The 23,716-nt window shown below is 33.4% G+C and carries 23 protein-coding genes and 8 pseudogenes; 16 read left to right on the forward strand and 15 right to left on the reverse strand.

The window, feature by feature from the left end; all coding sequences use genetic code 11:
• Positions 1–172 precede the first annotated feature (172 nt).
• The 4 genes and pseudogenes from ORL93_RS28960 to ORL93_RS28975 form a co-directional block, all read right to left on the reverse strand.
• Complete coding sequence (locus ORL93_RS28960) at positions 173–1,027, reverse strand: phosphatase PAP2 family protein (protein ID WP_098161515.1); 855 nt, start codon at positions 1,025–1,027, stop codon at positions 173–175.
• Between the two features lie 8 nt (positions 1,028–1,035).
• Positions 1,036–1,880: pseudogene (locus tag ORL93_RS28965) on the reverse strand (alpha/beta hydrolase); the annotation flags it as partial.
• Between the two features lie 40 nt (positions 1,881–1,920).
• A complete protein-coding gene (locus ORL93_RS28970) occupies positions 1,921–2,850 on the reverse strand; it encodes a bestrophin family protein (protein WP_018783408.1) in 930 nt (309 codons plus the stop codon).
• A gap of 194 nt (positions 2,851–3,044) precedes the next feature.
• On the reverse strand, positions 3,045–3,674 hold the full coding sequence (locus tag ORL93_RS28975; RefSeq protein ID WP_018783407.1) for a GNAT family N-acetyltransferase: 630 nt from the start codon (positions 3,672–3,674) through the stop codon (positions 3,045–3,047).
• A 134-nt stretch (positions 3,675–3,808) separates the two neighbouring features.
• On the opposite strand from ORL93_RS28975, the gene ORL93_RS28980 reads away from it, so the two are divergent.
• From ORL93_RS28980 to ORL93_RS28990, 3 genes and pseudogenes are all read left to right on the forward strand, one after another.
• Positions 3,809–4,606 carry a MerR family transcriptional regulator gene (locus tag ORL93_RS28980; RefSeq protein ID WP_018783406.1) on the forward strand — a complete coding sequence of 266 codons (798 nt, stop codon included), beginning with the start codon at positions 3,809–3,811 and terminating at the stop codon, positions 4,604–4,606.
• A 646-nt stretch (positions 4,607–5,252) separates the two neighbouring features.
• Positions 5,253–5,957 (forward strand): annotated as a pseudogene (locus ORL93_RS28985) (IS6 family transposase).
• Positions 5,958–6,323: 366 nt separating this feature from the next.
• The gene (locus tag ORL93_RS28990; RefSeq protein WP_265960172.1) at positions 6,324–6,983 is read left to right on the forward strand and encodes a DUF1349 domain-containing protein; all 660 of its coding nucleotides are present in this window, start codon (positions 6,324–6,326) and stop codon (positions 6,981–6,983) included.
• A 571-nt stretch (positions 6,984–7,554) separates the two neighbouring features.
• On the opposite strand, the gene ORL93_RS28995 is transcribed toward ORL93_RS28990, so the two are convergent.
• The gene (locus tag ORL93_RS28995; RefSeq protein WP_265960186.1) at positions 7,555–9,243 is read right to left on the reverse strand and encodes an amidohydrolase; all 1,689 of its coding nucleotides are present in this window, start codon (positions 9,241–9,243) and stop codon (positions 7,555–7,557) included.
• 362 nt (positions 9,244–9,605) lie between these two features.
• On the reverse strand, positions 9,606–10,106 hold the full coding sequence (locus ORL93_RS29000) for a phenolic acid decarboxylase (protein ID WP_199676420.1): 501 nt from the start codon (positions 10,104–10,106) through the stop codon (positions 9,606–9,608).
• 112 nt (positions 10,107–10,218) lie between these two features.
• Between ORL93_RS29000 and ORL93_RS29005 the strand changes: the two genes are divergently transcribed.
• From ORL93_RS29005 to ORL93_RS29020, 4 genes and pseudogenes are all read left to right on the forward strand, one after another.
• Positions 10,219–10,365: a hypothetical protein gene (locus ORL93_RS29005; protein WP_265960188.1), complete on the forward strand. Its 147-nt coding sequence runs from the start codon at positions 10,219–10,221 to the stop codon at positions 10,363–10,365.
• A pseudogene (locus ORL93_RS29010) lies at positions 10,322–11,012 on the forward strand (IS6 family transposase). The gene ORL93_RS29005 and the pseudogene ORL93_RS29010 overlap by 44 nt, the downstream one beginning before the upstream one ends.
• Before the next feature lie 214 nt (positions 11,013–11,226).
• Positions 11,227–12,090: an oxidoreductase gene (locus tag ORL93_RS29015; protein ID WP_265960173.1), complete on the forward strand. Its 864-nt coding sequence runs from the start codon at positions 11,227–11,229 to the stop codon at positions 12,088–12,090.
• The gene (locus tag ORL93_RS29020) at positions 12,074–12,688 is read left to right on the forward strand and encodes a TetR/AcrR family transcriptional regulator (RefSeq protein ID WP_265960174.1); all 615 of its coding nucleotides are present in this window, start codon (positions 12,074–12,076) and stop codon (positions 12,686–12,688) included. The genes ORL93_RS29015 and ORL93_RS29020 overlap by 17 nt, the downstream gene beginning before the upstream one ends.
• 328 nt (positions 12,689–13,016) lie before the next feature.
• Here ORL93_RS29020 and ORL93_RS29025 read toward each other — a convergent pair whose 3' ends face one another.
• The 4 genes and pseudogenes from ORL93_RS29025 to ORL93_RS29035 form a co-directional block, all read right to left on the reverse strand.
• A complete protein-coding gene (locus ORL93_RS29025; RefSeq protein WP_265960175.1) occupies positions 13,017–13,595 on the reverse strand; it encodes a PadR family transcriptional regulator in 579 nt (192 codons plus the stop codon).
• Between the two features lie 90 nt (positions 13,596–13,685).
• Positions 13,686–13,804: pseudogene (locus tag ORL93_RS31630) on the reverse strand (IS6 family transposase); the annotation flags it as partial.
• Positions 13,778–13,891: pseudogene (locus tag ORL93_RS29030) on the reverse strand (IS6 family transposase); the annotation flags it as partial. The pseudogenes ORL93_RS29030 and ORL93_RS31630, both read right to left, overlap by 27 nt.
• 153 nt (positions 13,892–14,044) lie before the next feature.
• Positions 14,045–14,941: a LysR family transcriptional regulator gene (locus tag ORL93_RS29035; protein WP_265960176.1), complete on the reverse strand. Its 897-nt coding sequence runs from the start codon at positions 14,939–14,941 to the stop codon at positions 14,045–14,047.
• Between the two features lie 159 nt (positions 14,942–15,100).
• Between ORL93_RS29035 and ORL93_RS29040 the strand changes: the two genes are divergently transcribed.
• From ORL93_RS29040 to ORL93_RS29075, 9 genes and pseudogenes are all read left to right on the forward strand, one after another.
• The gene (locus tag ORL93_RS29040) at positions 15,101–15,862 is read left to right on the forward strand and encodes an SDR family NAD(P)-dependent oxidoreductase (protein WP_265960177.1); all 762 of its coding nucleotides are present in this window, start codon (positions 15,101–15,103) and stop codon (positions 15,860–15,862) included.
• A 41-nt stretch (positions 15,863–15,903) separates the two neighbouring features.
• Positions 15,904–16,770 carry an MBL fold metallo-hydrolase gene (locus ORL93_RS29045; protein WP_265960178.1) on the forward strand — a complete coding sequence of 289 codons (867 nt, stop codon included), beginning with the start codon at positions 15,904–15,906 and terminating at the stop codon, positions 16,768–16,770.
• 76 nt (positions 16,771–16,846) lie between these two features.
• Positions 16,847–16,960 (forward strand): annotated as a pseudogene (locus ORL93_RS31635) (IS6 family transposase); the annotation flags it as partial.
• Positions 16,934–17,053, forward strand: a pseudogene (locus ORL93_RS31640) (IS6 family transposase); the annotation flags it as partial. The pseudogenes ORL93_RS31635 and ORL93_RS31640, both read left to right, overlap by 27 nt.
• Positions 17,054–17,342: 289 nt before the next feature.
• Complete coding sequence (locus ORL93_RS29055) at positions 17,343–18,527, forward strand: FAD-dependent monooxygenase (protein ID WP_265960180.1); 1,185 nt, start codon at positions 17,343–17,345, stop codon at positions 18,525–18,527.
• 558 nt (positions 18,528–19,085) lie between these two features.
• The gene (locus ORL93_RS29060) at positions 19,086–19,580 is read left to right on the forward strand and encodes a GNAT family N-acetyltransferase (RefSeq protein WP_265960181.1); all 495 of its coding nucleotides are present in this window, start codon (positions 19,086–19,088) and stop codon (positions 19,578–19,580) included.
• 115 nt (positions 19,581–19,695) lie between these two features.
• Positions 19,696–19,905: a hypothetical protein gene (locus tag ORL93_RS29065; protein WP_265960187.1), complete on the forward strand. Its 210-nt coding sequence runs from the start codon at positions 19,696–19,698 to the stop codon at positions 19,903–19,905.
• A 158-nt stretch (positions 19,906–20,063) separates the two neighbouring features.
• Positions 20,064–20,324, forward strand: coding sequence for a hypothetical protein (locus ORL93_RS29070; protein ID WP_265960182.1), 261 nt, complete (start codon positions 20,064–20,066; stop codon positions 20,322–20,324).
• Between the two features lie 335 nt (positions 20,325–20,659).
• Positions 20,660–20,911 (forward strand): annotated as a pseudogene (locus ORL93_RS29075) (hypothetical protein); the annotation flags it as partial.
• Here ORL93_RS29075 and ORL93_RS29080 read toward each other — a convergent pair.
• The 5 genes from ORL93_RS29080 to ORL93_RS29100 form a co-directional block, all read right to left on the reverse strand.
• Positions 20,851–21,819: a serine hydrolase domain-containing protein gene (locus ORL93_RS29080; protein ID WP_265960183.1), complete on the reverse strand. Its 969-nt coding sequence runs from the start codon at positions 21,817–21,819 to the stop codon at positions 20,851–20,853. The pseudogene ORL93_RS29075 and the gene ORL93_RS29080 sit on opposite strands and share 61 nt — an antisense overlap.
• 20 nt (positions 21,820–21,839) lie before the next feature.
• On the reverse strand, positions 21,840–22,013 hold the full coding sequence (locus tag ORL93_RS29085) for a hypothetical protein (RefSeq protein WP_265960184.1): 174 nt from the start codon (positions 22,011–22,013) through the stop codon (positions 21,840–21,842).
• Positions 22,014–22,586: 573 nt separating this feature from the next.
• On the reverse strand, positions 22,587–22,775 hold the full coding sequence (gene hfq / locus ORL93_RS29090) for an RNA chaperone Hfq (protein ID WP_265960185.1): 189 nt from the start codon (positions 22,773–22,775) through the stop codon (positions 22,587–22,589).
• A 27-nt stretch (positions 22,776–22,802) separates the two neighbouring features.
• Positions 22,803–23,138 (reverse strand): hypothetical protein, encoded by a 336-nt coding sequence (locus ORL93_RS29095; protein ID WP_040118779.1) that lies wholly within the window; start codon positions 23,136–23,138, stop codon positions 22,803–22,805.
• Positions 23,139–23,305: 167 nt separating this feature from the next.
• The gene (locus ORL93_RS29100) at positions 23,306–23,584 is read right to left on the reverse strand and encodes an AbrB/MazE/SpoVT family DNA-binding domain-containing protein (protein ID WP_078212270.1); all 279 of its coding nucleotides are present in this window, start codon (positions 23,582–23,584) and stop codon (positions 23,306–23,308) included.
• Positions 23,585–23,716: the final 132 nt, after the last annotated feature.

Consider the following 23,716-nt stretch of genomic DNA (forward strand, 5'->3'; position numbering starts at 1 on the left):
CAAAACGAAAAAATGAGCTTTTTTATTACGAATTAGCACAAAATCTCGTTCTGGGGGTAGTTGTATTTTCTTAGCTTGATAGCGATGTATAGTGACCCCTATTATCTCTAAACTGAATAGGGGAAAATATAATGTTTATTGAAGTATTTACTAATGTAAAATTCAATAAATATTATTTGCCTATCTGTTTATGAATACTTGATACATTAATTTTTTTCTTATCGCTCCACATGATTTTTTTCAGAGACATAAAAACAATTAATGAAATAGCAAATCCAATTGTAACATCTGAAGCAAAATGAGCCCCTACTACAATACGACTAAGTGGTACTAATATCATCCACATAAGAATGCAAATCCAAATAACTATTTTTTTATTTTTTAATGAAGCGAAATATCCTGGTAATAAACTCAACCAAATGACCAATGCTGAATTAGCACTATGCCCTGAAGGAAATGACATAAATTCATCACTTTGGGCACTTCCTTGAGGTATAAACCATTTTGAAAATCCGTCAAAAGATCCAATGGAAACCATATGACGATAACGTTCTCTACCCCACCCTAGTTTCATTAGATTAAATGTAATTAACACAATAACTACGCTTAATAATCCAATTAATGCAATATCCCTTAATCTTGCATCATCATAATTACTCCATGATTTGGCAATCATATAACAGGCTACAATTAAACCACTCATAAAAATCGGTATTAAGAATTTTGAGATGGTTAAATTATGTACTAGCATAAATGAAGCTATAAAAGCGAACAAAAGAATGACTACGCCATAGCCAATTCCAGCAAGATAATATCCTCTTGAACCTTTATTCTTTCTAGTTTTAAATAAATACATACTAGAAAATAAAGCAATAAGCATCGCTGGAATTTCTCCTACAACTTGTAAAAAAAGAGCAATTTTATTAGTTGGTTGATATAAACTATGGGATATCTGTAGGTCTGTAAATGCAAAGATAAATAGTAAAATAGCGAAAATTGAAATTAATATTACGTTTTTATTTTTCATCAAGCCCATTACCTCTCACTATGTTTTAATATAAAATTCCCCATCTCAATTGCTAAATCCTCACTTTGAGGATAGACACCTACATTATCTCCGTAAGCGTGCCCTAAACCACGATAGAGGACTGTCTCAGTTTCAACTCCTTTTTTAGTCAATTTAGCTGCATACGCTAAACATTCTATCGTTAAAAAATCATGTTCTCCGACCGTAATAAATGTACTTGGATAGTCTGGGGATACATCAACATATGGACTTAAATATTTAAAATTAGTTTTTTGAGTACCAAGTATTTCTGACATATTCCCGACCATTGAATGCATTATATTCAGCATTTTTTCTAATCCTTTTTTATACTTAGGAGCAATTTCATACTTGTCTAGACTCCAAGAATAAAATTCATCCTCATAGTCACACATATTAAGTCTAGGATACAGAAGTAACTGTCCCTTAACGAACTTCCCACCATCTTCCATATCTCTGGTTGTACAATATTGCGTTAAGTTTCCGCCTGCACTATCACCTGCTACAAAGATATTATTTTTATCACCACCTAATGTGTCAGCATTCTCATAAATCCACTTTAAAGTGGTGTAACAATCTGTATGCCCAATTGAAAAAGGATTTTCTGGAGCTAATCGATAATCCACAGAAATAGCTAGTATATCTGTTTTTTCTACTATCAATTTCACCAGTTCTTCTATCACATCTGGTGATCCAGCCATGAATCCTCCACCATGAATAAAGTATAAAATTGGCGCATTCTCTCGTTTAGAAATACTGGTATAAATTCTGATTGGAATACCATACCCATCTTCTGCTTTAACTGTTTATGCGTAATATTAATGTCTTTAGTGACATAGGAATAAATAATTTAAAAAGTCTCATGAAGTATGCAATTAGATGATTTTTTTATTAGAATTTAAAGCTGACAACTCTAATAAATTATTTTGATTGTATAAGTGTAATAAATGAGTTTCCACTCCTATACAAATCCCGTCTAGCGGAAGATCATTTGGATCATGACCGAATGGATCTTCGATTTCCACTCCTATCGCTTCAATCCCTATAAATGCAAAACTAATAAATGTAGTTGCAAACACTGTAAACCATTCGAGACTATCAACAAGACCAATTGGTAAAGTCACACAAAAGATCATCAGTAAAATTTTTATATGGGCGAAATACGCAAAAGGAATAGGGGTTGCTTTGATACGGTCACATCCACCAATAGCAGTAAGTAGATTATTCAAATCCGCCTCCATATTAATTATTATATTTGGGTGAAGGTCACCAGATCTTAATCCTTTTGATAGGATAGTTTTTAACATAGACACAATAGTAATCGGTAAATAGTTTGACTCAATCAATAGCTTTTTTTCCTTATCAGAACATAATTCAAACAAATCTTTTACTTCGGATAAATCTTTTTCATCCCTCAAATGTTGTTTAGCCAATTTTGGGAAAGCAATTAATAGATGTATAAACTTCAACATCTCTTGATCTGTATTTTTCCCTTTAGAATCCCAATGACCTAAAAAACTCACTGCCAAATTCCTAGCAGAGCTGCCAATGGCGCCAAATAACTTTCTCCCTTCCCAGTATCTATCATAGGCAGTATTGGTCCGAAATACTAATAGTAAACCTAAAGGTCCGCCAACAATAACCCATGGAATTTGATTTATATCTATTTCTACATAATGGTGATTAATCATAACAATACCTGTTGAGATACATATATATAATAAAATTTGAGGGAAAATATCCCTTATAATCGTTCCTCTTAACGTAAATACTCGTAAGTTATCTTGATTGTTGTAGTGAACCATATTTACATAAGCCTCTTTCTTTATTAACTTATTTATACTTTTTACCGTAATCTAATTCAATATAAAACTAGCTGGATAATAAAACGTTAAATCCTTCCATTTATAATATATTACCTATGAAATCGGAAAATTGACCATCTGTCCTGTTACAGAGAACCGTATCACAAATAAGTGCTACAGTTTTATACTATTATTTAAAAATCATAACAGTATAAAAATACATTAAGTTTATCTTCCATTGAACCAAAATAAATTTCTTTTTCATTTATACGTTCAAAGTTTTGACTGTCATAAAATCCATAGTTACATCTATTATCTGTATATAGATATAAAGAATTCACATTCATACTTTTCATATACTTATATAAATGATTCATGAGAGCCTTTCCAACCCCAAGACCTCTAGACTCCCTTGATACAATAAATAACTGTATACACCCTTGAAAATCGTCTTCTTTTCCTTTAATAATTTCTTTATATGCATCTTGAACCTTTGAGAATTCTTTTATGAATTTTTTATTTTCCTTATTAGCCATGAGTACTTTAAGCATGCTGTAGGCAATACTTAAAGTATTATGAGCTTTCTTTAAACGATTTTTGTCTTTTTTTGAATCGCCTAAAATAACACCAATAACTTTATTGTTTCTTTCTGCTACTTTGCTAAATGAACTTTCTAAAATACAACCTTGTAGATAGATGTTTAATGCTGAATCTAAAAATTTCTTATCCTTAATAAATTCATTGAAGCCAAATGCTTCACCAATCAATGTTTTAACTGCTTCATAATCTTCTTTAACTAGGCTTCTGTATATTACTTGATCCATGTCTATAAACTTCCTTTTATATAAGTAAATTTTCATTTCATATTTTCTTGTAAATGCCTTATGATGATCATAAGGTCTCTCCTAAGAGGAGAGTCAACAATTATTTAAGAAAAAATATAAAGGAAGTGATTAGGGTGAAAAACTTATTTTCTATTGGGGAAGTTGCGAAAATGAAAGACATTACAATAAAAGCGTTAAGATATTATCACAAAATGGGTATTCTCATTCCAAGATATATTGATAAAAAAACAGGTTATAGGTATTATTCTATAGATCAATTTATTCATATAGATATTATAAAAGGTGGTAGAGAGTTGCGGACTAGTATTGTAGAACTTCAAGAGATTTTTAAGGACTGTGATACGGAGAAACTACTACAATTTTTACAATTAAAAAGAAATGAGGCAGAAGAAAACATAAAGAAAATGCAAGAAATAATCAAAACCATTGATAGCTTAAATATGACAGTAGAGACTTCTAAGGATATAGTAAATAATGATGAAATATCTATTCAATTCTTTGAACAGCGTTATGTCATTGTAGCTCCATGTAAAGAAGTGGAAAGTTTGCAGGAGATACTTTACTATTCAGATTTAGAGAAAATCATTCAAGATAAGGAAAAAAAAATGTCATTTGAAAGAGGAATCATATATAGCGTTAATTCAGAGTGGCATGTAGAGCCAAGGTATGTATTCAGTGGATTTCAAGGGGATTCTAATATAGAAGGTGAAGAAAATATAAAAGTATTCCCAAAGGGACAGTATGTAACGTTAGCCTATAGTAAAGAGAATGAGGAGGAACGTAGAAATAAAATAATTAAATATGCAAAAGAACATAATTTAAAAGTTAAAAGTTTCATCGAAGTGGAGTTATATAATGATTTCTTTAATACAGAATCGTATAGTTGTCAAATTCAATTGCTTATTGAATAAACGTAAAGTAACTCCAAAATATACAATAAAGGGATACAGCCGCATGCCCATCAACCTAATATTTTGAGACATTCCCATAAAGAAAATTTTACCTTTTTACAGTTATTTATGAGAATTCGGCTCACTTTTTCGTTTTGGGGAACAATTAATTTCTTAAGTTGATGGATGTGTGGCGGGACCCCAATATATAGTATAGCATTTTAGAAGAACTCTTCTTAATTTAATTTACATAGTTGATTTTTGAATACACTCTTTCTGTACCAAATCTTTTGTATTTTCATTAGAAAATGTATATCCTTTAGATCATATCAGGTTGTTTGTAAAGTTATACTTTATCAATACAAGTTTTTTACCATATATATTAAAATACCCTTTCAAAATATGACAACTCCTTTCATCAATCGTGGAAGGAGCTTTTTTCGTTCGTAAAGGTACACCTTTAGGAACAGTTTTTTTCTTCGGACATTTTATGATGTAGGGAACCCTTGGTACGTCTATAAAAGTATACATTTACAGATACATAGAAAACTATAGAAATAAGAGAAGTATGTAGGGTTCTGGTGCAAAAACTCTAAAACTTTTGCAAGTAATCTTCTAAACTTGGACATACTGATAGCATTACTCTAGAAAAAGGTGTGTGATCGATATGGAAAAGGAAAATTTGTTCAAATGGAAGCATTATCAGCCGGAACTCATCTTATTAACAGTAAGGTGGTACCTACGGTACAATTTGAGCTTTCGTAACCTGGTGGAAATGATGGAGGAACGAGGCTTATCTATAGCCCAAACAACGATTATGCGATGGGTTCATCAATAGGGACCTCAATTAGAAGAGAAAGTACGACATCATCTTAAAACAACAAATGATTCATGGAGAGTCGATGAAACTTATATTAAAGTGAAAGGGCAATGGATGTATTTATATCGTGCCGTTGATTCAGAAGGGAATACCATTGATTTTTATCTAAGTAAATCAAGAGATAAACAAGCAGCCAAGTGCTTTTTCAAGAAAGCCTTGGCTTTTTCGTACGTTTCTAAACCCCGCGTGATAACAGTAGATAAGAACCCCGCTTATCCTGTAGCAATTGAGGAGTTAAAAGAAGAAAAAAGGATGCCAGAAGGCATCCAAATTAGACAAGTGAAATATCTTAATAACATAGTGGAGCAAGATCACCGGTTTATTAAAAGGCGAGTTCACTCTATGTTAGGATTCAAGTCATTTAAAACAGCAATTTCTATATTGAGTGGTGTCGAAGCCATGCATATGATGAAAAAAGGACAACTTGTTCAGAACAAGTCTGTCCAAAATCAAAAACAATTTATTCATAAATTGTTTGGTTTATCTTCATAAGCTAGAAATATAGAGGAAAATGTTACTCTATGTTTCTAACTAACATTTTCGCACCAGAACCCCAAAACCAAATAGCAAAGCTCTAGAGCAATTCTTTTTAATAAATCTTGTTATTAATTTAATAAAATATATATAATTTGTCATTTATACCTTCACTGGTCACATTGGATATAGTCTTTTCCATATCTAAATTCATCTTTCTCTGAGGAGGGAGTCTTCTTAGCTATTATGATAAAAATAGTAAATTTGAAAGATATTCTATTTCAAAAATACAATATTCTAAGGGAAACGATTGCATAAATTGTTATTTAAATACTATTATTTACATATAAAAAAATAATTTTAATAAAAAAGGAGATGTATTTTATGTGCTCATTATTATTGTATGAAAAGTTTCAAAATGAAACTCTTCATCCGAGCTTAAATTGGTATTGTCAACCAGAAAAATGGGATATCCAAAAAAAAGATACTGGGCTTATTATTCAGCCCCGAAAAATGACTGACTATTGGCAAAAAACACACTATGGATTTTCTGTTGATAATGGGCATTTCCTATATTCAGAGATGAATGAGGATGTAATTATCACTACTAGAGTACGGTCATATCCTGTACATCAATATGATCAGGCTGGGTTAATGGTTCGATTTTCTAAAGACTGTTGGTTAAAGACGGCTATAGAGTATGAACCAAATGGTATGTGTAAACTTGGAGCTGTGGTAACTAATCACGGTTACTCAGATTGGTCTACTCAAAACTACAAAAAAGGACCATGGGATCTATATTTTCGCATTCGTAGAGAGTCCAAAGACTATATCGTTGAATTTCTAGAAGTTAAACATGATAAAGAGTTCACTTTAAAAGAATTAAAAGAACAAACTTGGAATCAATTACGTATTACAAGATTAATGGAAGATGCAGAAGATAAAGTTTTCCAATGTGGTGTATATGCTTGTAGTCCACAAGGACAGGGATTTACCGCAGAATTTGAATTCCTAGCTATAGAAAAAGGGACGATAAAACCCTAGACTTTATAAAATGTAAGGATTGGGGAAAGAAATGAATTTATTAATTTGGATGTGCTATTTCTTTTATTTCGTTATAGGGGTACCACCACATCACTATCAAGCTAACAAAATAAAATACCCCCTAAAATGAAAAAAATACGCTTTCTTTCTGTAGACTTATAGGAAAGGATGGCGTTTTTTTACACTTGGGGGTAAAGCAAATTCTTAAGTTGATGGACATGTATGGTGACCCCTAGTATAGAATCTCCTTTTTTAATACAGTCCTGTTTCTAATTTCAATACTTGGTTATTATTTTACCAATTTTAATTGAAAGCTTCTACATTACTAATTATTAATTCTTGATAATTTACATTCTAATTCTATATTTACCTTTGACAGTACAATTTTTTTCATTTTAGAGATACCTCAAAATGTTAAGTTGATGGGCATGTATGGTGACCCCTAATACCCCTTTTCGGGGGATGGGCAAAGTTATCCAAAATAAAAACCTAAGCTACCTATTTCTTGAAAAAACAAGTAATCGTAGCCTAGGTTTTTATTATTTATACCCCAATTACTTCTCTCTTAGATTTATTGGAAATCTGGGTGACGATACGTTTCTTTCCCTTCCAAAAGAGTAAGTAAAATTTTTGTTTTATGAATATCTTGTTCTGGAATTTCAAACAAATTTTTATCTAGTACGACAAAGTCTGCTTTCTTTCCAACTTTAATAGAACCGGTTTCTTTCTCTAAAAAGTTTGCATATGCTCCATTTATTGTATAACTCTTAATCATATCCTCTAAGCTTACTTTTTCTTTTGGATTTAGAACATGTTCTGGATTTGTATCTTGTAAATCTGTACGAGTTATTCCCATTTGAATGCCAGCTAATGGGGAAAAATATTCTCCCTGTGTAATTGGATAATCACTGGCAGACGCCATCACTACGCCTTCTTTTATAAAGCTTTGCATAGGATATTGTTTATTTGCACGCTCTTCTCCTAACAAATCAACAGCTTGTGAAAAGTATGCTCCATTTTTGAGAAACCATGTTGGTTGCGGTACTCCAATGATTCCCAAGTCTTTAAAACGCTTGAAATCACTTTTTTCAACTAATTGTAAGTGTGTAATCTTATGACGACTATCACGTTTTCCGTTCTGTTGCTGAGCAGATGCGAAGGCATCTAATGTTTCTGTTGTTGCGGCATCCCCTATAGAATGAACGTGAATTTGAAACTTTTCTTGATCTAAAGTCTGAATCATATGTGCATATGATTCCTTCTCCCACACAGGAACGCCATAATAATTTGTTTTATTGTTGTATGGTTCATGCAAAAAGCCTGTCCCTCCTTCAAGCACACCATCCATAAATAATTTAATAGTATTCATTTTCACCAGTGGACCTTGTAACTTTGCACGCTGTTCCTTTAAATACGGAATACGACTTTCACCTTCACTTGGCTGAACAGCTAATGAAAGGTTATGTCGAACAGATAATGCTTGTTCCTTTTCAAGCATTGTTAAAGCATCAATAACAGTATCCTGTTGCGGGACAACTACATCATTCACTTGTGTGTATCCATTACTTGCCGCCAACTCCTGGAAAACTGCTAAAGCTTCTTTATATTGTTCAGTATTAAACTTTGGTAATTTGTCTAATACAAGATTTGTTGCTGTATCACGAAGCGTACCAGACGGTTCGCCCTTTTCATCACGTTCAATTACTCCTCCCTCCGGGTTTGGCGTATCTTTTGTAATCCCTGCTATTTCAAGTGCTTTAGAGTTTACCCAAATCGAATGATAATCCTCTGAAATTAAAGCAACAGGAATATCCTTTACAACAGCATCTAAAGATTCTTTTGTTGGGCCTGTTGTTGGAAAAAGAGTATTACTCCAGCCAGCACCATGTATAACGCTTACGTCACTATGTTCTTTTGCATATTTTTCTACCATTTGGATATATTCTTCAATTGTTCTACCACTTATTAAGTTAACAGAATAAAGGGAATTAACTGTTTCCGAAGCGTGAAGATGACTATCGACAAAACCTGGAAGTAACATTTTCCCTTTTAAATCAATAACTTTTGTGTTCTTTCCCTCATATTTCTTCACACCGTGTGTATCACCAACATATATGATTTTCCCCTTCGCAATCGCAACTACTTTTGCCCACGGTTGGTTTGTTTCTACCGTATAGACCTTCCCATTTATAAAAATGGTGTCAGCTATCTCTCTGATGTGTTCCTGTTGTTTATTTACTGGTACAAATCCAGCTAGCATACAAACCACAGTCAGACTAATTAAAAGAATAATCAACTTTCTCAATGTATGCCCCCCCAATTCTTTGTTATTTAATTATTTTTATAAACCTCAATATACAACTACCTAAATTATCAATAATGCCTTGAAGTACCCTTTTTATTAAGATTGAGTTGAACAGTCAATAAATTAGCATTTAATAATTTACATAACCTGTAATCTAATGATGTAAGTTTTCTTCGAAATATGTTAGTTAAGTGTATTCCTTCATACGCTTGCATTTTTTAAATAATCAATCTATTCATTAAAACAGAGGCAGTCCTTATAAGGACTGTCTTCTGGTTAATTTTTAGTTGATTGACTTCCAAAAATACCATATCAAATTAAAAAGTTAATTTTCCTGAACGGATATCATTAGTCATACCTTCATAAGGATCTTGAGATATAACTTTTTCATTATTGATTCCTTCATTTTTGAAAAAAGTGATATCAGCGAACTCAGGGACAACATATTTAGGATAAGTCTCATATTTTAAACGGGATTCTTCCATTACATTAATAAAGTCATTTTGGTAACAAACTGTAATTTCTGGATGTTCATGTACCCATTTAGGGAAGAAGATGACCCCATGTATCCTTTTGTCATTTGGCATGAAATTTAGGGAAACGTCAGTGCCAGTAGGCTCAGTCCATGAAACTTTATAGACTCCATCAGCAATTTTTACAATATCAGCTTTTTGGTCACGAACCCAGCGACCTCCAACCATCCCACTATGAATACGATAGTCAACAGTATCCTCATTTTTTATATAAAATTCATATTCCCAACCATTTTCATAAGTATAAATGAAATGGCTTCCTAAAAATTCGTTAAGTTCTTTCATAATAGGTCACTCCTTAAAATTAATTCAACATTTAACATGTAATTAATTACATGTTCTATCTTACATGTTTTAATATAAGCCTGTGACATAATTATGTCAAGATATGGTTCTTGTGCAAAAACTTGGTTTTAGTGAAAAATTTCAGGACAATTTCAATGAATCTACAAATCTTGGACATACTGATACTACTAATCTAAAGAAGGTGCGTGATTGGTATGGAAAAGGAAAATGTATTCAAATGGAAGCATTATCAGCCTGATATTATTTTGTTAACGGTACAGCCCCAGTTTCCGTGATTTAGTGGAAATGATGGAGGAACGGGGCTTATCCATTTCCCATACAACGATTATGCGTTGGGTTCATCAGTACGGTCTTGAATTGGACAAACGAATCCGATGTCACCTTAAACAAACAAATGACTCCTGGAGAGTCGATGAAACATATATCAAAGTAAAAGGTCAATGGATGTACCTGTATCGTGCTGTTGATTCGAAAGGAAATACAATTGATTTTTACCTAAGCAAAACAAGAGACCAGAAGGCTGCAAAGCGTTTTTTCAAGAAGGCCTTGCAGTCTTTTCATGTTTCAAAGCCTCGTGTTATAACAGTCGATAAAAATCCAGCTTATCCTATAGCAATTGAACAGTTGAAAAAAGAAAAAAGTATACCTGGTGATATGCGACTTAGACAACAAAAGTACTTGAATAACATAGTAGAACAAGATCATCGCTTTATAAAGAAGCGAATTCGTTCTATGCTAGGGTTCAAATATTTTGCCACAGCTACATCCATTCTTTCTGGAGTAGAAGCCATACATATGATTAAAAGAGAACAGGTTGATTTACGGGACCAGTCTGTCCAAAATCAGAAAGAATTCATCCATCAATTGTTTGGACTTACAGCATAAGATATGATTCCGTTAGGAATCTATGCGCTTTATTATCTTTTATTCTATTTTTGCACCAGAACCAATTATTTGAATTCCGTTTTCATCCACAACGTAAGAACTGATGTGTAAAAACCTTTATATGGCATTTTTGATAAATACAGTATACAATACTGACCGTTTAGTTTATTATATAATTATCAGTAAAAATCCCTAAAAAATGGAGGTATGCACATTGAAAAAGGAAAACATTGTATATAATAGGGTCTGGTTCATTACTGGGGCTTCAAAAGGATTTGGACGTGCATTAGTTGAGGCAGCACTTGAACAAGGTGATATGGTAGTAGCTACAGCACGTAAACCAGAAATTTTAGAACAATCTTTTCAAGATAATAATCATTTATTAATCCTGCCTTTAGACGTAACGAATTCTTATCAAATCCAAGAATCAGTCGAAAAAGCCATTGAAAAATTTGGGCATATTGATATTTTGGTCAATAATGCCGGATATGGACTGTTAGGCGCAGTGGAAGAAGCGAACCCAGAGGAAGTAAAACAAGTATTTTCTACTAATGTTTTTGGTTTGCATGCTGTAACACAAGCTGTCTTACCCCATCTTCGATCCCAAAGGTCTGGTCATATTATCAATATCTCTTCAGTTGGTGGATTTTCAGGTTCTATAGGATGGGGAATCTATAACTCCACTAAATTTGCAGTGGAAGGATTATCGGAAGCGTTATCGTTAGAAGTGAAACCTTTAGGTATTCACGTTACCATTGTCGAACCAGGAATGTTTCGTACCGATTTTCTTGCAAGTTCTATGCGTTCTGTTAATACAGTTATTAAAGATTATACAAATACTTCAGGACAAACACGAGAAACGGCTAGTAAAAGTAACGGTAATCAGCCTGGTGATCCTAAAAAGGCAGCTTCAGCTATCTTGAAGGTTGTTGCAGCTGATGATCCACCACTAAGACTTGTTTTGGGGTCTGATTCCCTAAAGCGAATAAAAACAAAACTTGAACAAGTCAAAACAGATTTAAATAATTGGCAAACTGTCACATTAAGCACAAATATAGAGGATGAACAAATTGGTTAATTACGAGGTAAAACAGTCAAATTCTGAGCATAAGCGAGGGAGACCTCGCAGTAATAAAGTAAGTGAGCGTATTCTGAAAGCTACTATCGAACTTTTGTTTGAAGAAGGGCTTCGGAAAACAACTGTTGATGGGATTTCTGCCCGTGCTGAGGTTAGCAAAGCAACTATTTATAAGTGGTGGCCAAACAAGAATGTAGTTTCAATAGATGCTTTTCTATTTAAAATGGAAGCAGAGGTTAAAATACCTGATACTGGATCTGTACGTGAAGATTTTTTACAACAGTTACTTTCAGTTATGCAGTTTTATAAAAGTCCTATTGGTAAGGTGTTTACCCAACTCATTGCTGAAAGTCAATACGATCCTCAGATAGCTACCATATTTCGCGAACGGTTCCTAGTCATTCGACAAAATGCTGTGCAAGTTATGTTGCAGCGGGGATTTGATCGCAACGAGATTCGAAACGATATAGACTCTAAAATTATCATTGATTTAATTTATGGGCCTATGATATATCGACTTCTTACAGGACATGCACCTTTGGATGACAACCTTGCAAAATCAATTGTTGATGTGGTAATAAAAGGGATAAGAGTATAATCTTTATATCTGGATAGAACACACCGTTCGATGCTTCGAGCGGTGTTTATTTTATTTTGTTACCATTCATTAACAATTAATTAACGTAAACGATACAAATAATTTTTAAAAAATGATAGATTTTTATAAATGATATAAGATATATTATATAAACTATTCGTTTAGTTTATATAATAGTTATTTACTCATGAGTAATGGGTTTGATCCTACATAGAACCTGCAAGCAATGCCCTCACAAATGAGAAAATTCTATTACATTACAAGGAGGATGGAGAGTAATGCAGACTATAAGAAAATGTATCAGTTAAATTGAATTAGCCGATAAGTCCTATTTAAAAGGATTATCGGCTTTTTTGTTTTTTATAATATCTAAACTTTTATTTAACCAACAAATGTAATTTTCTTCGCGTGAAATGGCTTTTGTCAGAACAAAGTAGTGACCTAATTCTTCAGTATCTAAATATAGAGGATTCTTCTCCACTCCAAAATGAAAAGAGAACTGTTCTTTTAGAAAGAATAATTTTTCGGTTCTGAGTTTTAATTGGTTATTAAATAATACTGGAATTTCTTCCGTAGGGATATCTTTTAAAAAATATAACCGTAATGCGAAGGTATCCTTTTCGGTTCCCACATTTTCATCTAGTTCCAGCAACCAATTCTGAAGTTCTTCTTTTCCTTTTGTTGTAAGTCTGTACATTTTTTTCTCAAGTTTAACCCCTGCCATTTCTATATATTGAAAAATCAAATCTTCGTCTAATAATTTTTTTAACTCAATATAGATTTGGCTATGCTTTGCACTCCAGAACTGCCCAATCGCTTTTTTAAATTCGGATGTAATATCATATCCACTCATATCTTCTTTACTTAATAACCCTAAAATTGCATATTTTAGTATTCTGCGGCTCACGCTATAACCTCCGTTTATAATATCTTGGGTTCTGGTGCAAAAATAGAATAAAAGATAATAAAGCGCATAGATTCCTAACGGAATCGTATCTTATGTTACAAGTCCAAAAAATTGATGGATGAATTCTTTCTGATTTTGGACAGACTGGTCCCGTAAATCAACCTGTTCTTTTTTATCATATGCATGGCTTCTACTCCAGAAAGAAAACTGAGGCTGTACCGTAGGTACCATCTTACCGTTAACAAAATAATATCAGGCTGATAATGCTTCCATTTGAATACATTTTCCTTTTCCATACCAATCACGCACCTTCTTTAGATTAGTAGTATCAGTATGTCCAAGATTTGTAGACTTATTGCAATTGTCCTGGAATTTTTGTACTAAAACTAAGTTTTTGCACCAGAACCAGATTAGTTGAGCATAAGTATATTAATTTAGTAAAAGTGATTTTATTTTTTTTCCCAGCCACCAGCATTTCGTAAAAATTCAATAGCGAAATTACGAAAGCTATTCACAACAAATGAGCTTTTCCGATCTTTCATCCATGCAATGCCAACTGTTTGAAATCTAACAGGATTTGTAATCCTCAACATACTAGTCTTATCTAAATAGGCATCTAGAAATGAGTATTTGGGGAAGAATGAAATTCCCGCACCTTCATTCACAAGCTGTAATATAATCGACAAGTCATCACCCTCAAAAGCAATATTTGGTGTAAAGCCTGCTTCTAGGAAGAGTCGTTCTGCTGTCGTTCGCATGCTTTGTCCTTTTTCATAGCAAATGAATCGTTCGTCTTTTGCTTCAATTAAAGAGATCCTTTTTCTGTGGGCAAAAGGATGATTTTTAGGGACAATTAAAAACATCTCTTCCTCAAACAAGGGTATCCAAGTAATTCGATGATCTACTATCGGATTTGGCACAATCATTAAATCAAGTGTGCCCTCTAATAATCTTTGTAGAGCAGAGGCATCTTGCAATGTAAATTGTTGAATCTTGATATTAGGACGCTTATTATAAAAGCTAGAAAATAATGAAGGTAATAACTTAGAATTCATCACATTGATAGTCAAGCTATCCTCTCGAATATTTGCCAAATCTTGAATTTCCTCTTTTGCACCATTTAAATCCTTTAAAGCTTTTTCTACTTTTTTATAAAAAATATGTCCATATAGATTTAATCTAATTGATTTTCCTTTTCGATCAAAGAGGGGGACTCCGATATTTTCTTCCAAACGTCTAATGGTCTTGCTTAATGAAGATTGAGAAATCTGTAATTCCATCGCTGCCCTTGACATATGTTCAAGACGACCGACAGTTAAAAAATATTGAAGTTGAGTTATTTGCATGAGTAAATCCTCTCTTTATTCCTTTTAAGGAATAACATAAGTCTTATCTTGATATTGTACACGTTCGCAAAAGGAATTAACATATGAATGTAAAGAATTTGTTACAAGTTAGACAAAAAATTTAAAAAATAGTGAACAAACAATAGGAGAGGCAGGACTATGCCAATAAATAAAGATTTTGAAAATCGTGTTGTATTAATTACGGGTGGGGCTACAGGTATTGGACGAGCTACTGCCATCGCATTTGCAAAACGTGGAGCAAACATTGTCATTGGCGACATCGATGAACGTGCTGAAGAAACTGTGGAACTAGCAAAAAAAGAAGGTGTGCAAGCCTTATTTAAGAAAACAAATGTGGTAGATGCTGAAAGTGTGCAAGCTTTAGTAGATTTTACAATTGAAAAATTCGGTCGTTTAGACCATGCATTTAATAATGCAGGTGTTCTTCCAAGAACAAAAGAATTTACTGCGATGACAGATGAGGATTTTGATCTTACAGTCGACGTCGATTTAAAAGGTGTATTTTATACGATGCGCTCCGAATTAAAATATTTCGAAATATTAGGTAAAGGTACGATTGTCAATACGGCTTCCGTTTCGGGTTTAGTAGCGGACCCAGGTATGGCGCCATATGTTGCAGCAAAACATGGTGTTGTTGGTTTAACGAAAGCAGCAGGAATTGAATATATCGGAAAAGGTATTCGTGTCAATGCGATTGCTCCAGGATTAGTAGAAACAGCGATGACAAAAAGTTGGTTAGATGATCCTAAAATGAAAGAGGTCGTTCTTGCACAAACACCAATTGGTCGTCCTGCAAAACCAGAAGAAATCGCCAGCATGGTAGTTTTCTTATCATCAGACGAAGCATCATTCACAGCTGCTCAAGTATTCACAATAGATGCTGGTCAAACAGCTCATTAACAACCACACTTATAATATTAATAGAAAGAGGGCGTATTATCATGTCATCAAATAAATTGCAAACCAAAGTTTTTATTAGTAGCGATCAACACGGCGGTTTCGGAGTAACATCTACTATTATTTATGGTCCGACTGAAGCGTTACTCTTTGATGCCCAATTCAGCCGCTCGAACGCACTTCGTTTAGTAGCAGAAATTCTTGAAACGGGACGAGAACTTAAACAAATCTTTATTAGTCATTTTCATCCCGATCATTACTTAGGTTTGGGTATTATTAAAGAAGTATTTCCAGAAGCACGTGTAATGGCATATAAAGAAGTAGCGGAAGAAGCCAACGAAGCATTTAGCTTCAAAATCGACTACTGGGGAACTGAAATTTTAGGCAATAATGGATCAAAAATTGTTGTAAACATAGAACGCATAGATGAACCACATCTTACAGTGGATGGAGAGAAAGTAGAAATCCTCGGTCTTATGCGAGGCGATGCTGATCATGTAGCTGCTTTATGGATTCCATCAATAAAAACTTTAGTTGCAAGTGATTTAGTCTTTTCTGACGCACATGTGTGGGTAGCGGACGCCCGATTCCCAGAAGATAGACAAGCTTGGCTTGATAATCTTGACAAATTAGAAGCATTGAAACCTGAGGTTATCATACCTGGACATGCTCCAAATGACAAGCCCTACAATCCAAATGGTATCCAATTTACACGCCGTTACCTAAAAGATTTCATGTATCACCTAAAAGAATCAAATGATTCTACTGATTTAATCGAAAGAATGGAAAAGCTCTACCCTGAGGCTTCAGTTCATATTTGTTTAGAACTGAGTGCTAAAATTTTGAGGGACAGATACCGCTGGGAAGGAGATTGGCCTTATTCACTCCGTGATACTGACTCTGTATTCTAATATTGGTTCTGGTGCAAGAAGTCTATAAAACTTGGATATACTGATACTACTAATCTAAAGAAGGTGCATGATTGGTATGGAAAAGGAAAATGTATTCAAGTGGAAGCATTATCAGCCCGATATTATTTTGTTAACGGTAAGATGGTACCTACGGTACAACTTTAGTTTTCTTTCTGGAGTAGAAGCCATGCATATGATTAAAAAAGAACAGGTTGATTTACGGGACCAGTCTGTCCAAAATCAGAAAGAATTCATCCATCAATTGTTTGGACTTGCAGCATAAGATACGATTCCGTTAGGAATCTATGCGCTTTATTATCTTTTATTCTATTTTTGCAACAGAACCTTATTTGTTACCATTCATTAACAATTAATTAACGTAAACGATACAAATCATTTTTAAAAATTGATAGACATACTTTTTATAAATGATTACATTATATAAACTATCCGTTTAGTTTATATATATAGTTATTTACTCGTGAGTAATGGGTTTGATCCTACATAGAATCTGCAAGCAATGCCCCTACAAATGAGAAATTTCTGTTACATTACAAGGAGGATGGAGAATAATGCAGACTGTAAAACGAGCTCTTGTAGTAGGAGCTGGAATTGGTGGGTTAACTGCAGCGGCAGCGCTTGCCCAACGAGGTATCGAAACTACTGTCATTGAGAAAAAGACAAAACTAGGAGCATTAGGGGTGGGAATCAATCAGCCGGGTAATGCCCTTCGTGCTTTAAGAAAAATTGGAGTGCTCGAAGAGTGTTTGGAGCACGGATTTCAATTTGATCGGTGGGTGTTTGCCGATCAGCATGGAAAAACGATCGTTGAGGTACCTTCCCTGATGGGAGAAGACGGCATTCCAGCGAGTTCTGCACTCCCTAGGCCTGTTCTGGCAGAGATATTAGCCAGAGCTGCAGAAAGAGCAGGGGCCAAGTTAAAGTTCGGTATAACTGTGGAGGGTATTACTCAGGATCCCGATATAGCTCATGTAACTTTTTGCGATGGAAGCATAGAGGATTACGATATCGTAGTGGGATTTGATGGAATACGTTCTCAACTCCGTCAGGATACTTTTGGTCCGTCGTATAATCCAGTACACACAGGCTTTTCTGTTTGGCGAATACCTCTAGAACGGCATAGCGATATCAAATGTGCCACAATGTTTCAAGGTATGGGAACCAAAGCGGGCATATTTCCTCTTACAGACAAGACGATGTACTTGCTTATTAATACCCCTGAACCAGGAAATCCTCGGTTTGAAAAAAATCGTTTTGACGCACTGCTAAAAGACCGTTTATCAGAATACACAGGATTAGTAGGGGAGATTAGAGAAAATATCTCAGGACCAGAAGACATTATTTATGCTCCTACAGAAGAAGTGTTCCTTCCATCATGGTATAAGGGACGGGTCATTGTACTGGGTGATGCTGCCCATGCATGTGCTCCACATGGAACACAAGGGGCAGCAATGGCCATTGAAGACGCTGTTGTACTTTCGGAGATTCTTTCAATGGGTAATCCTTTATCCGATGCATTGGACATGTTCATGAATCAACGTTACCCACGATGTAAATTCGTTCAGGATATCTCGCGAGAAACCCTATTTCGTGAGATGGACACGATGGATCAGGCAGCCTTAGAAAGACGAAAACGTCATATGTTAGAAAATCTTAGAAATGAAATGCAATCGCTAGATACGTTTTTGAACCAACCACCATTAAATCTGGTACCACCATTAAATCTGGTTGGATAGTCCTCTGTATAAATTCCGAAAATCTTTTAAGTTACGGGGTCTGTGTAGCAATGGAACTTTTTTACGCAATAAGCATTAGCGGACATTAGAAATAATAAAAATATCATATTTGGGTGTTTTTGCCATACTTTGAAAAGGAGGAATAAGACAAAATATACAAATCAGTTCTAAAATAATATGTATACAAAAACAAACCCTCCTATCAGAGAGCCTGTTCTCGTATGTTTTCTACAAAATAAAATAGCGATGAAAGGGTATTAGCTATGACAAATTAACTTTATCACATTTTGGATAATTTTGTATTGAGAAATAAAAGTGCTATTTTGTTAAGTTGGAAATACAATTTTCTCACTTTGCGAAGCTGTCGGATTAATAGGGGGTACAGCCGAGATACGTGTAAAAATAGGTCATAGACTTACTTTCATTTCCAATTCGATTTAAAAAATAGAAGAAAATGTGAATGCTTTAAAACAAGCTACATGTAGCTTGACTTAAACGAAAGAACAAGTAAAATTATCCATACTAGCTTTATAACACTTCAGAAAGCGAGTTGGAACTATGGCTCTTCACATTTGTGAAGTAACAGTAAATAATTGGCGTTCAGTCGCTGCTTTAGACGTAGCTAAAGAGCAACAACAATTTATTGAAAGTAATGCGTTTTCTTTAGCAGAATCTTTATTTGAAGAAAATGGAACATCATTAGGTTTATATGATGGAGAAACACTTGTCGGATACGCAATGTATGGTTGGTATTCAGCAAAAGATGACAGCGTATGGCTAGATCGTTTTATGATTGATTACCATTTCCAAGGAAACGGGTATGCAAAACGGTTTCTACACCTGATAATCCAGTATTTACAACAAAAATTTCAATGCAGAAAAATTTATTTAAGTCTTCATCCAGACAACAAACTAGCAATGAAACTATATGAGTCTTTCGGTTTTCAATTAACTGATAAAATTGATGCTGAAGGTCCCGTTGTTGGTGTTGTAATGGAATTACTTATAAATGAGGTACAGACCGCAAATCGCAAGAATTTAATTGACTTCTGATAACGGGAATTATGTTAATAATATCTCATAATGTGGTAAAATTTAGGTGTTTTATTAATGTGAATATACATGAAGTTTAGAAAAGAAAGAGGAGGATTTTTATGGTCGATATTATATAAATGAAAAAGATCATCTTTTTTATAAAAAACGTTTTTATAATGTTTTAGCTTCAATTCCTATTGTAGTTATCACGCTAATAGTAACCTATTTATCAGGTTTGGGATTAACTTTTTTTGTAACCTTAACTGGAGTTTCAGTAATAACTTTATTAATTCAGTTCATTTATTATTATTCAAATTGGAAAAAGTCTCTTCAGAAGATCTGAAGGGACTTTTTGAGATTTCTAGATATATGGACTACTGATAAGTAGGGTTATGTAAAATTTATAAGGCGTATATTTCAAAAATAACTTTTATAATATTGAATATTCCATTTATTCTGATATAATAAATCTATAAATCTTTATATAAAGGATGATAATAAATGTCTGGTAATGAGATTGGAATTAGTATTTTTGTTATTATGTTAGGATTATCTTCACTTTTAATGGCTTTTAAATATAATAAAGATTTTCATAATAATTATGTTCATACACGCCTTGGATCAGGAGAGCAAGGTGGAGCTATGCTCTTTATAAATGTATTGAAATTCTTTCCGTATTGGGTGTATAGAGTGATTTTATTTATATTAGGAATGAGTTTATTAGTAGGAATAGGTATGTTAATTTTTAACTTTGTAAAATAAATAATTAATTAATAAAGAACGACTGTTTTTAGCAGTCGTTCTTTATTTTTAGACTAATATGTTAATGTATTAAATATTTTCAACGGACTTTTCAACCTCTTTATTTATAGTATTTTGAATGTATACTTTTCTGGTTAACTTTGAGGATGTTAGGGGAATTGGGATAGAGTTAATATTTTAGGGGATATGAAAGTAAACAAATATCTAAAAGTTTATTTTCAAATATATTTTATTTATTACTGCTTTTTATCCTGTTTAATTTTCTTAATATTGCAAATTACAAAAATACAATTTACAATTATTGTATAATTAAAAATTTTTGAAGGAGTGTTGATATGAAGATTAAAGGGGTATTAATGTCTTTACTAGTTTTTGTTATATTTTTAGGATTTTTTCCAGTAGAGAAAGCAAGTGCATCCGCATCATCTGATTCAGTAAACGAAGTAGGAGATAGGATTGATACAAGTAAAAACTATTATATAGTTCCAGCAGATTCACCAACAAGAGGATTAATTTTCCATCTACTTTATAATACTACATTACCAGTACTAGTTAGTTCACACGGTAAAACAGTAGAAAACCCTTCCGCAGGGTCATATCCCATTACATGATACTTAATTATAGATTCTTCACTTTTAGTGATCCAAAGTCCATATCCATAATCTACCCCATCTTTAACATGGATTTGTGAATTCAAAAGTATTTCTGTACATTCTTTACTCAAAAGCTGATGATTAAACAATGCTTCCCAAAATTTGATCATATCTGATGGTGTGATAAAAGCACCCCCATCAGCTCCACCTTTTATCGGAATAGAGTAGATATTCGTTCTCCATGTTCCATCTTTATTATCTATGTACCCATAGGCAGTGTTTTTAGGGAGTTGATCTAAAGGAAAATATCCTGAATCATTCATTCCACATTGTTGGAAGAGATTTGATTCAATATAGTTGGTAAAAGAAAGTCCTGATTGTTGTTCTACGATTAAACCTAAAACAATGAATCCGGCATTATTGTAGTGGAATTTGTCTCCAGGTTGGAACATCATATTCTCCTTTTGAAATAAAGGAAGAAAATCTTTTACGTCATTCAAAAGATACATAGGTGTTTGTTTCCAAAGGTCTTCAAAGTTATCCATTACTTGTTCATCAAAATAGTCTGGTATTCCAGAATTGTGAGTCAAAAGGTGATGAATTGTTATGTCTTTGTTAAAATGCGGAAATTTTATATTCAAACAATCTTCAAGACGAGTGTCAAATGATAGTAAACCTTTTTCAACGAGTTGGCAAATAGCAACAGCTGTAAACAACTTACAGCCAGATGCAATTCCAAAACGTGTATCAACAGTATTTAATTTTTTATCAGCCCTGTTCGCATAACCAAATGCTGATTCAAATAAGATTTCATCGTTATCCTTGATGTAAATGGCTCCAGAAAATTGTTCATCTATTATGTTATGAATTGCTTTAGTAAGGTTTAAAACTCGATTGCTCAAAATAATCCCCCTTCATTCTATTAAATTAATGTTATTCGTTTTGTCTTTTCTCCCTCATTAATAGATAGTAATATATTATTCCCCATTTCAATACGAATTTCCTTTTGCTCATTAATACCAGGAGAGAATAAAGTCCAGCTTTTCAGGACAGGATTTTGATTAAACTTTTTTACAAATGGTTTAACTTCATTCAAAACATCGCATCTTTTTTATAAACATCGCGACTTTATTTCAAATCTACACTACGAATTTTCCTAGTCCAACCTCTTTTCTCTATAACCTCAAAACCTTTTTGTCTCCAAAAATCTACTTTATTAGGATATTTACTCATACAATTTTCTCTCCCTTAAAAAGTCTTATATATCTATATACGTTTTACGGCTGAAAATGAATAATGTTAATTTTAAATATAAGGTTTTAATGAAACTAATTTCTATCAATACTCAATACATATGCGAGTAGCAATTTCCTAGCGAAGTCATTTGGTTGGCGGGACCCCAAATTGAATAAAGTTCTTTTTTATTTTGTAATTAAATCCCAGAGTGGCCCCTCATACCCAGAATTGTTTCCGTACCCCTACAAGAGAAATTTTAAAAATTATGGGGGCAAAAATATTTTTGTTGAAATACAATAAAAAAAGAATCCTTATTGTAAGGATTCTGCAACAGGGAATAACAAAAATATAAATAATAAAAAGAATTACTTATATTATAGTCTATATAGCAATAACATAATATTGAGAAATATTTACATAAATCCAGTATGTATTACGTGGCAATTGTAGAAATGACTTGTTTATAGACCAGTTGTTGTTTACCACCAACCATCATTAGGACGGTAAATCTATCTGTTGCAAGGATTTGCCCACGTATTGGAACCCCACTCTTTAAAAATAAAGTGATTTCCTCTTTTTTACCTTTCAATTGTTCATACATGCCTTCTTGTAAATTAAACATGGAATGTGCCCCCTCGTTTGTTTGTAGTTACTTTTCTTCTAATACCATCTGCTTTTCATTGTTAGGTATTTGTGATTCCCATTCGCTTTCGATTTTTCGAAACCATTTACCGATTTTACTTAAATAATATCTCTTTACTTCCCCATATGGAATCCAAATTTCACGTTCTTCTATTCGATCCATTACTTCACTAAGAATCTCATCATGCTCGTATTTTTTAGGTCTTCTATGATTCAATTGTACAAATTTTGTATATTCCCTACGAAGCCAATTAGAAATACGTTCTTTTTGTTGTTGTCTGAGATGCGACCATTTCTTATTTGTTTGACGGATCTGTCCATTAACTTTTATATGATTTTTCATAGACACGCCCCCTATTACTATCAAAGCGAATATATAACTATCGTAGCACATCGACTTCAAAAGAGGGAAAGAATCCCTTGATGAAGATTTTTGTTTTATTTATTAATAATTATGGTACGTGAAATTATTAATATGCATCTTGAAAAAGCTCCTCTAAAAGGAGCCGATTATTTAACCAGATTCTTCTGTAATTCCTCTATTATAAGCTCTGCACCTGCTGGGCTTAGCGTAATCTTTCCGTCTGCTAAAGAAATATTTTTATCAGATACTTCTCCTGTTATTGCACAAGCACCATGCGCTTCATATTTTTTCAAGATGATCTTTTCACCTTCTACATAAATCTCTAATGGTGTCTTTTCTTCAATTTCCAGCGTGCGTCTTAACTCCATTGGTATAACGATACGTCCTAATGGATCTAACTTTCGAGTTACTCCTGTTGATTTCATGAAATCTCTCCCTCGTATATTATTTTTTAGTTACTCTTTCAAGCGACGATTTAACACAATGTTCTCTTGGACGTCCGAGGATATTCCTAGATAATGAAAGTAAGGATCATTTGGGACAATTCTCCCTCTCCC

Origin of the sequence: Bacillus sp. DHT2 (genome assembly GCF_026241455.1) — a bacterium.
In the GTDB taxonomy this organism is placed as follows: Bacteria; Bacillota; Bacilli; order Bacillales; family Bacillaceae_G; genus Bacillus_A; species Bacillus_A pseudomycoides.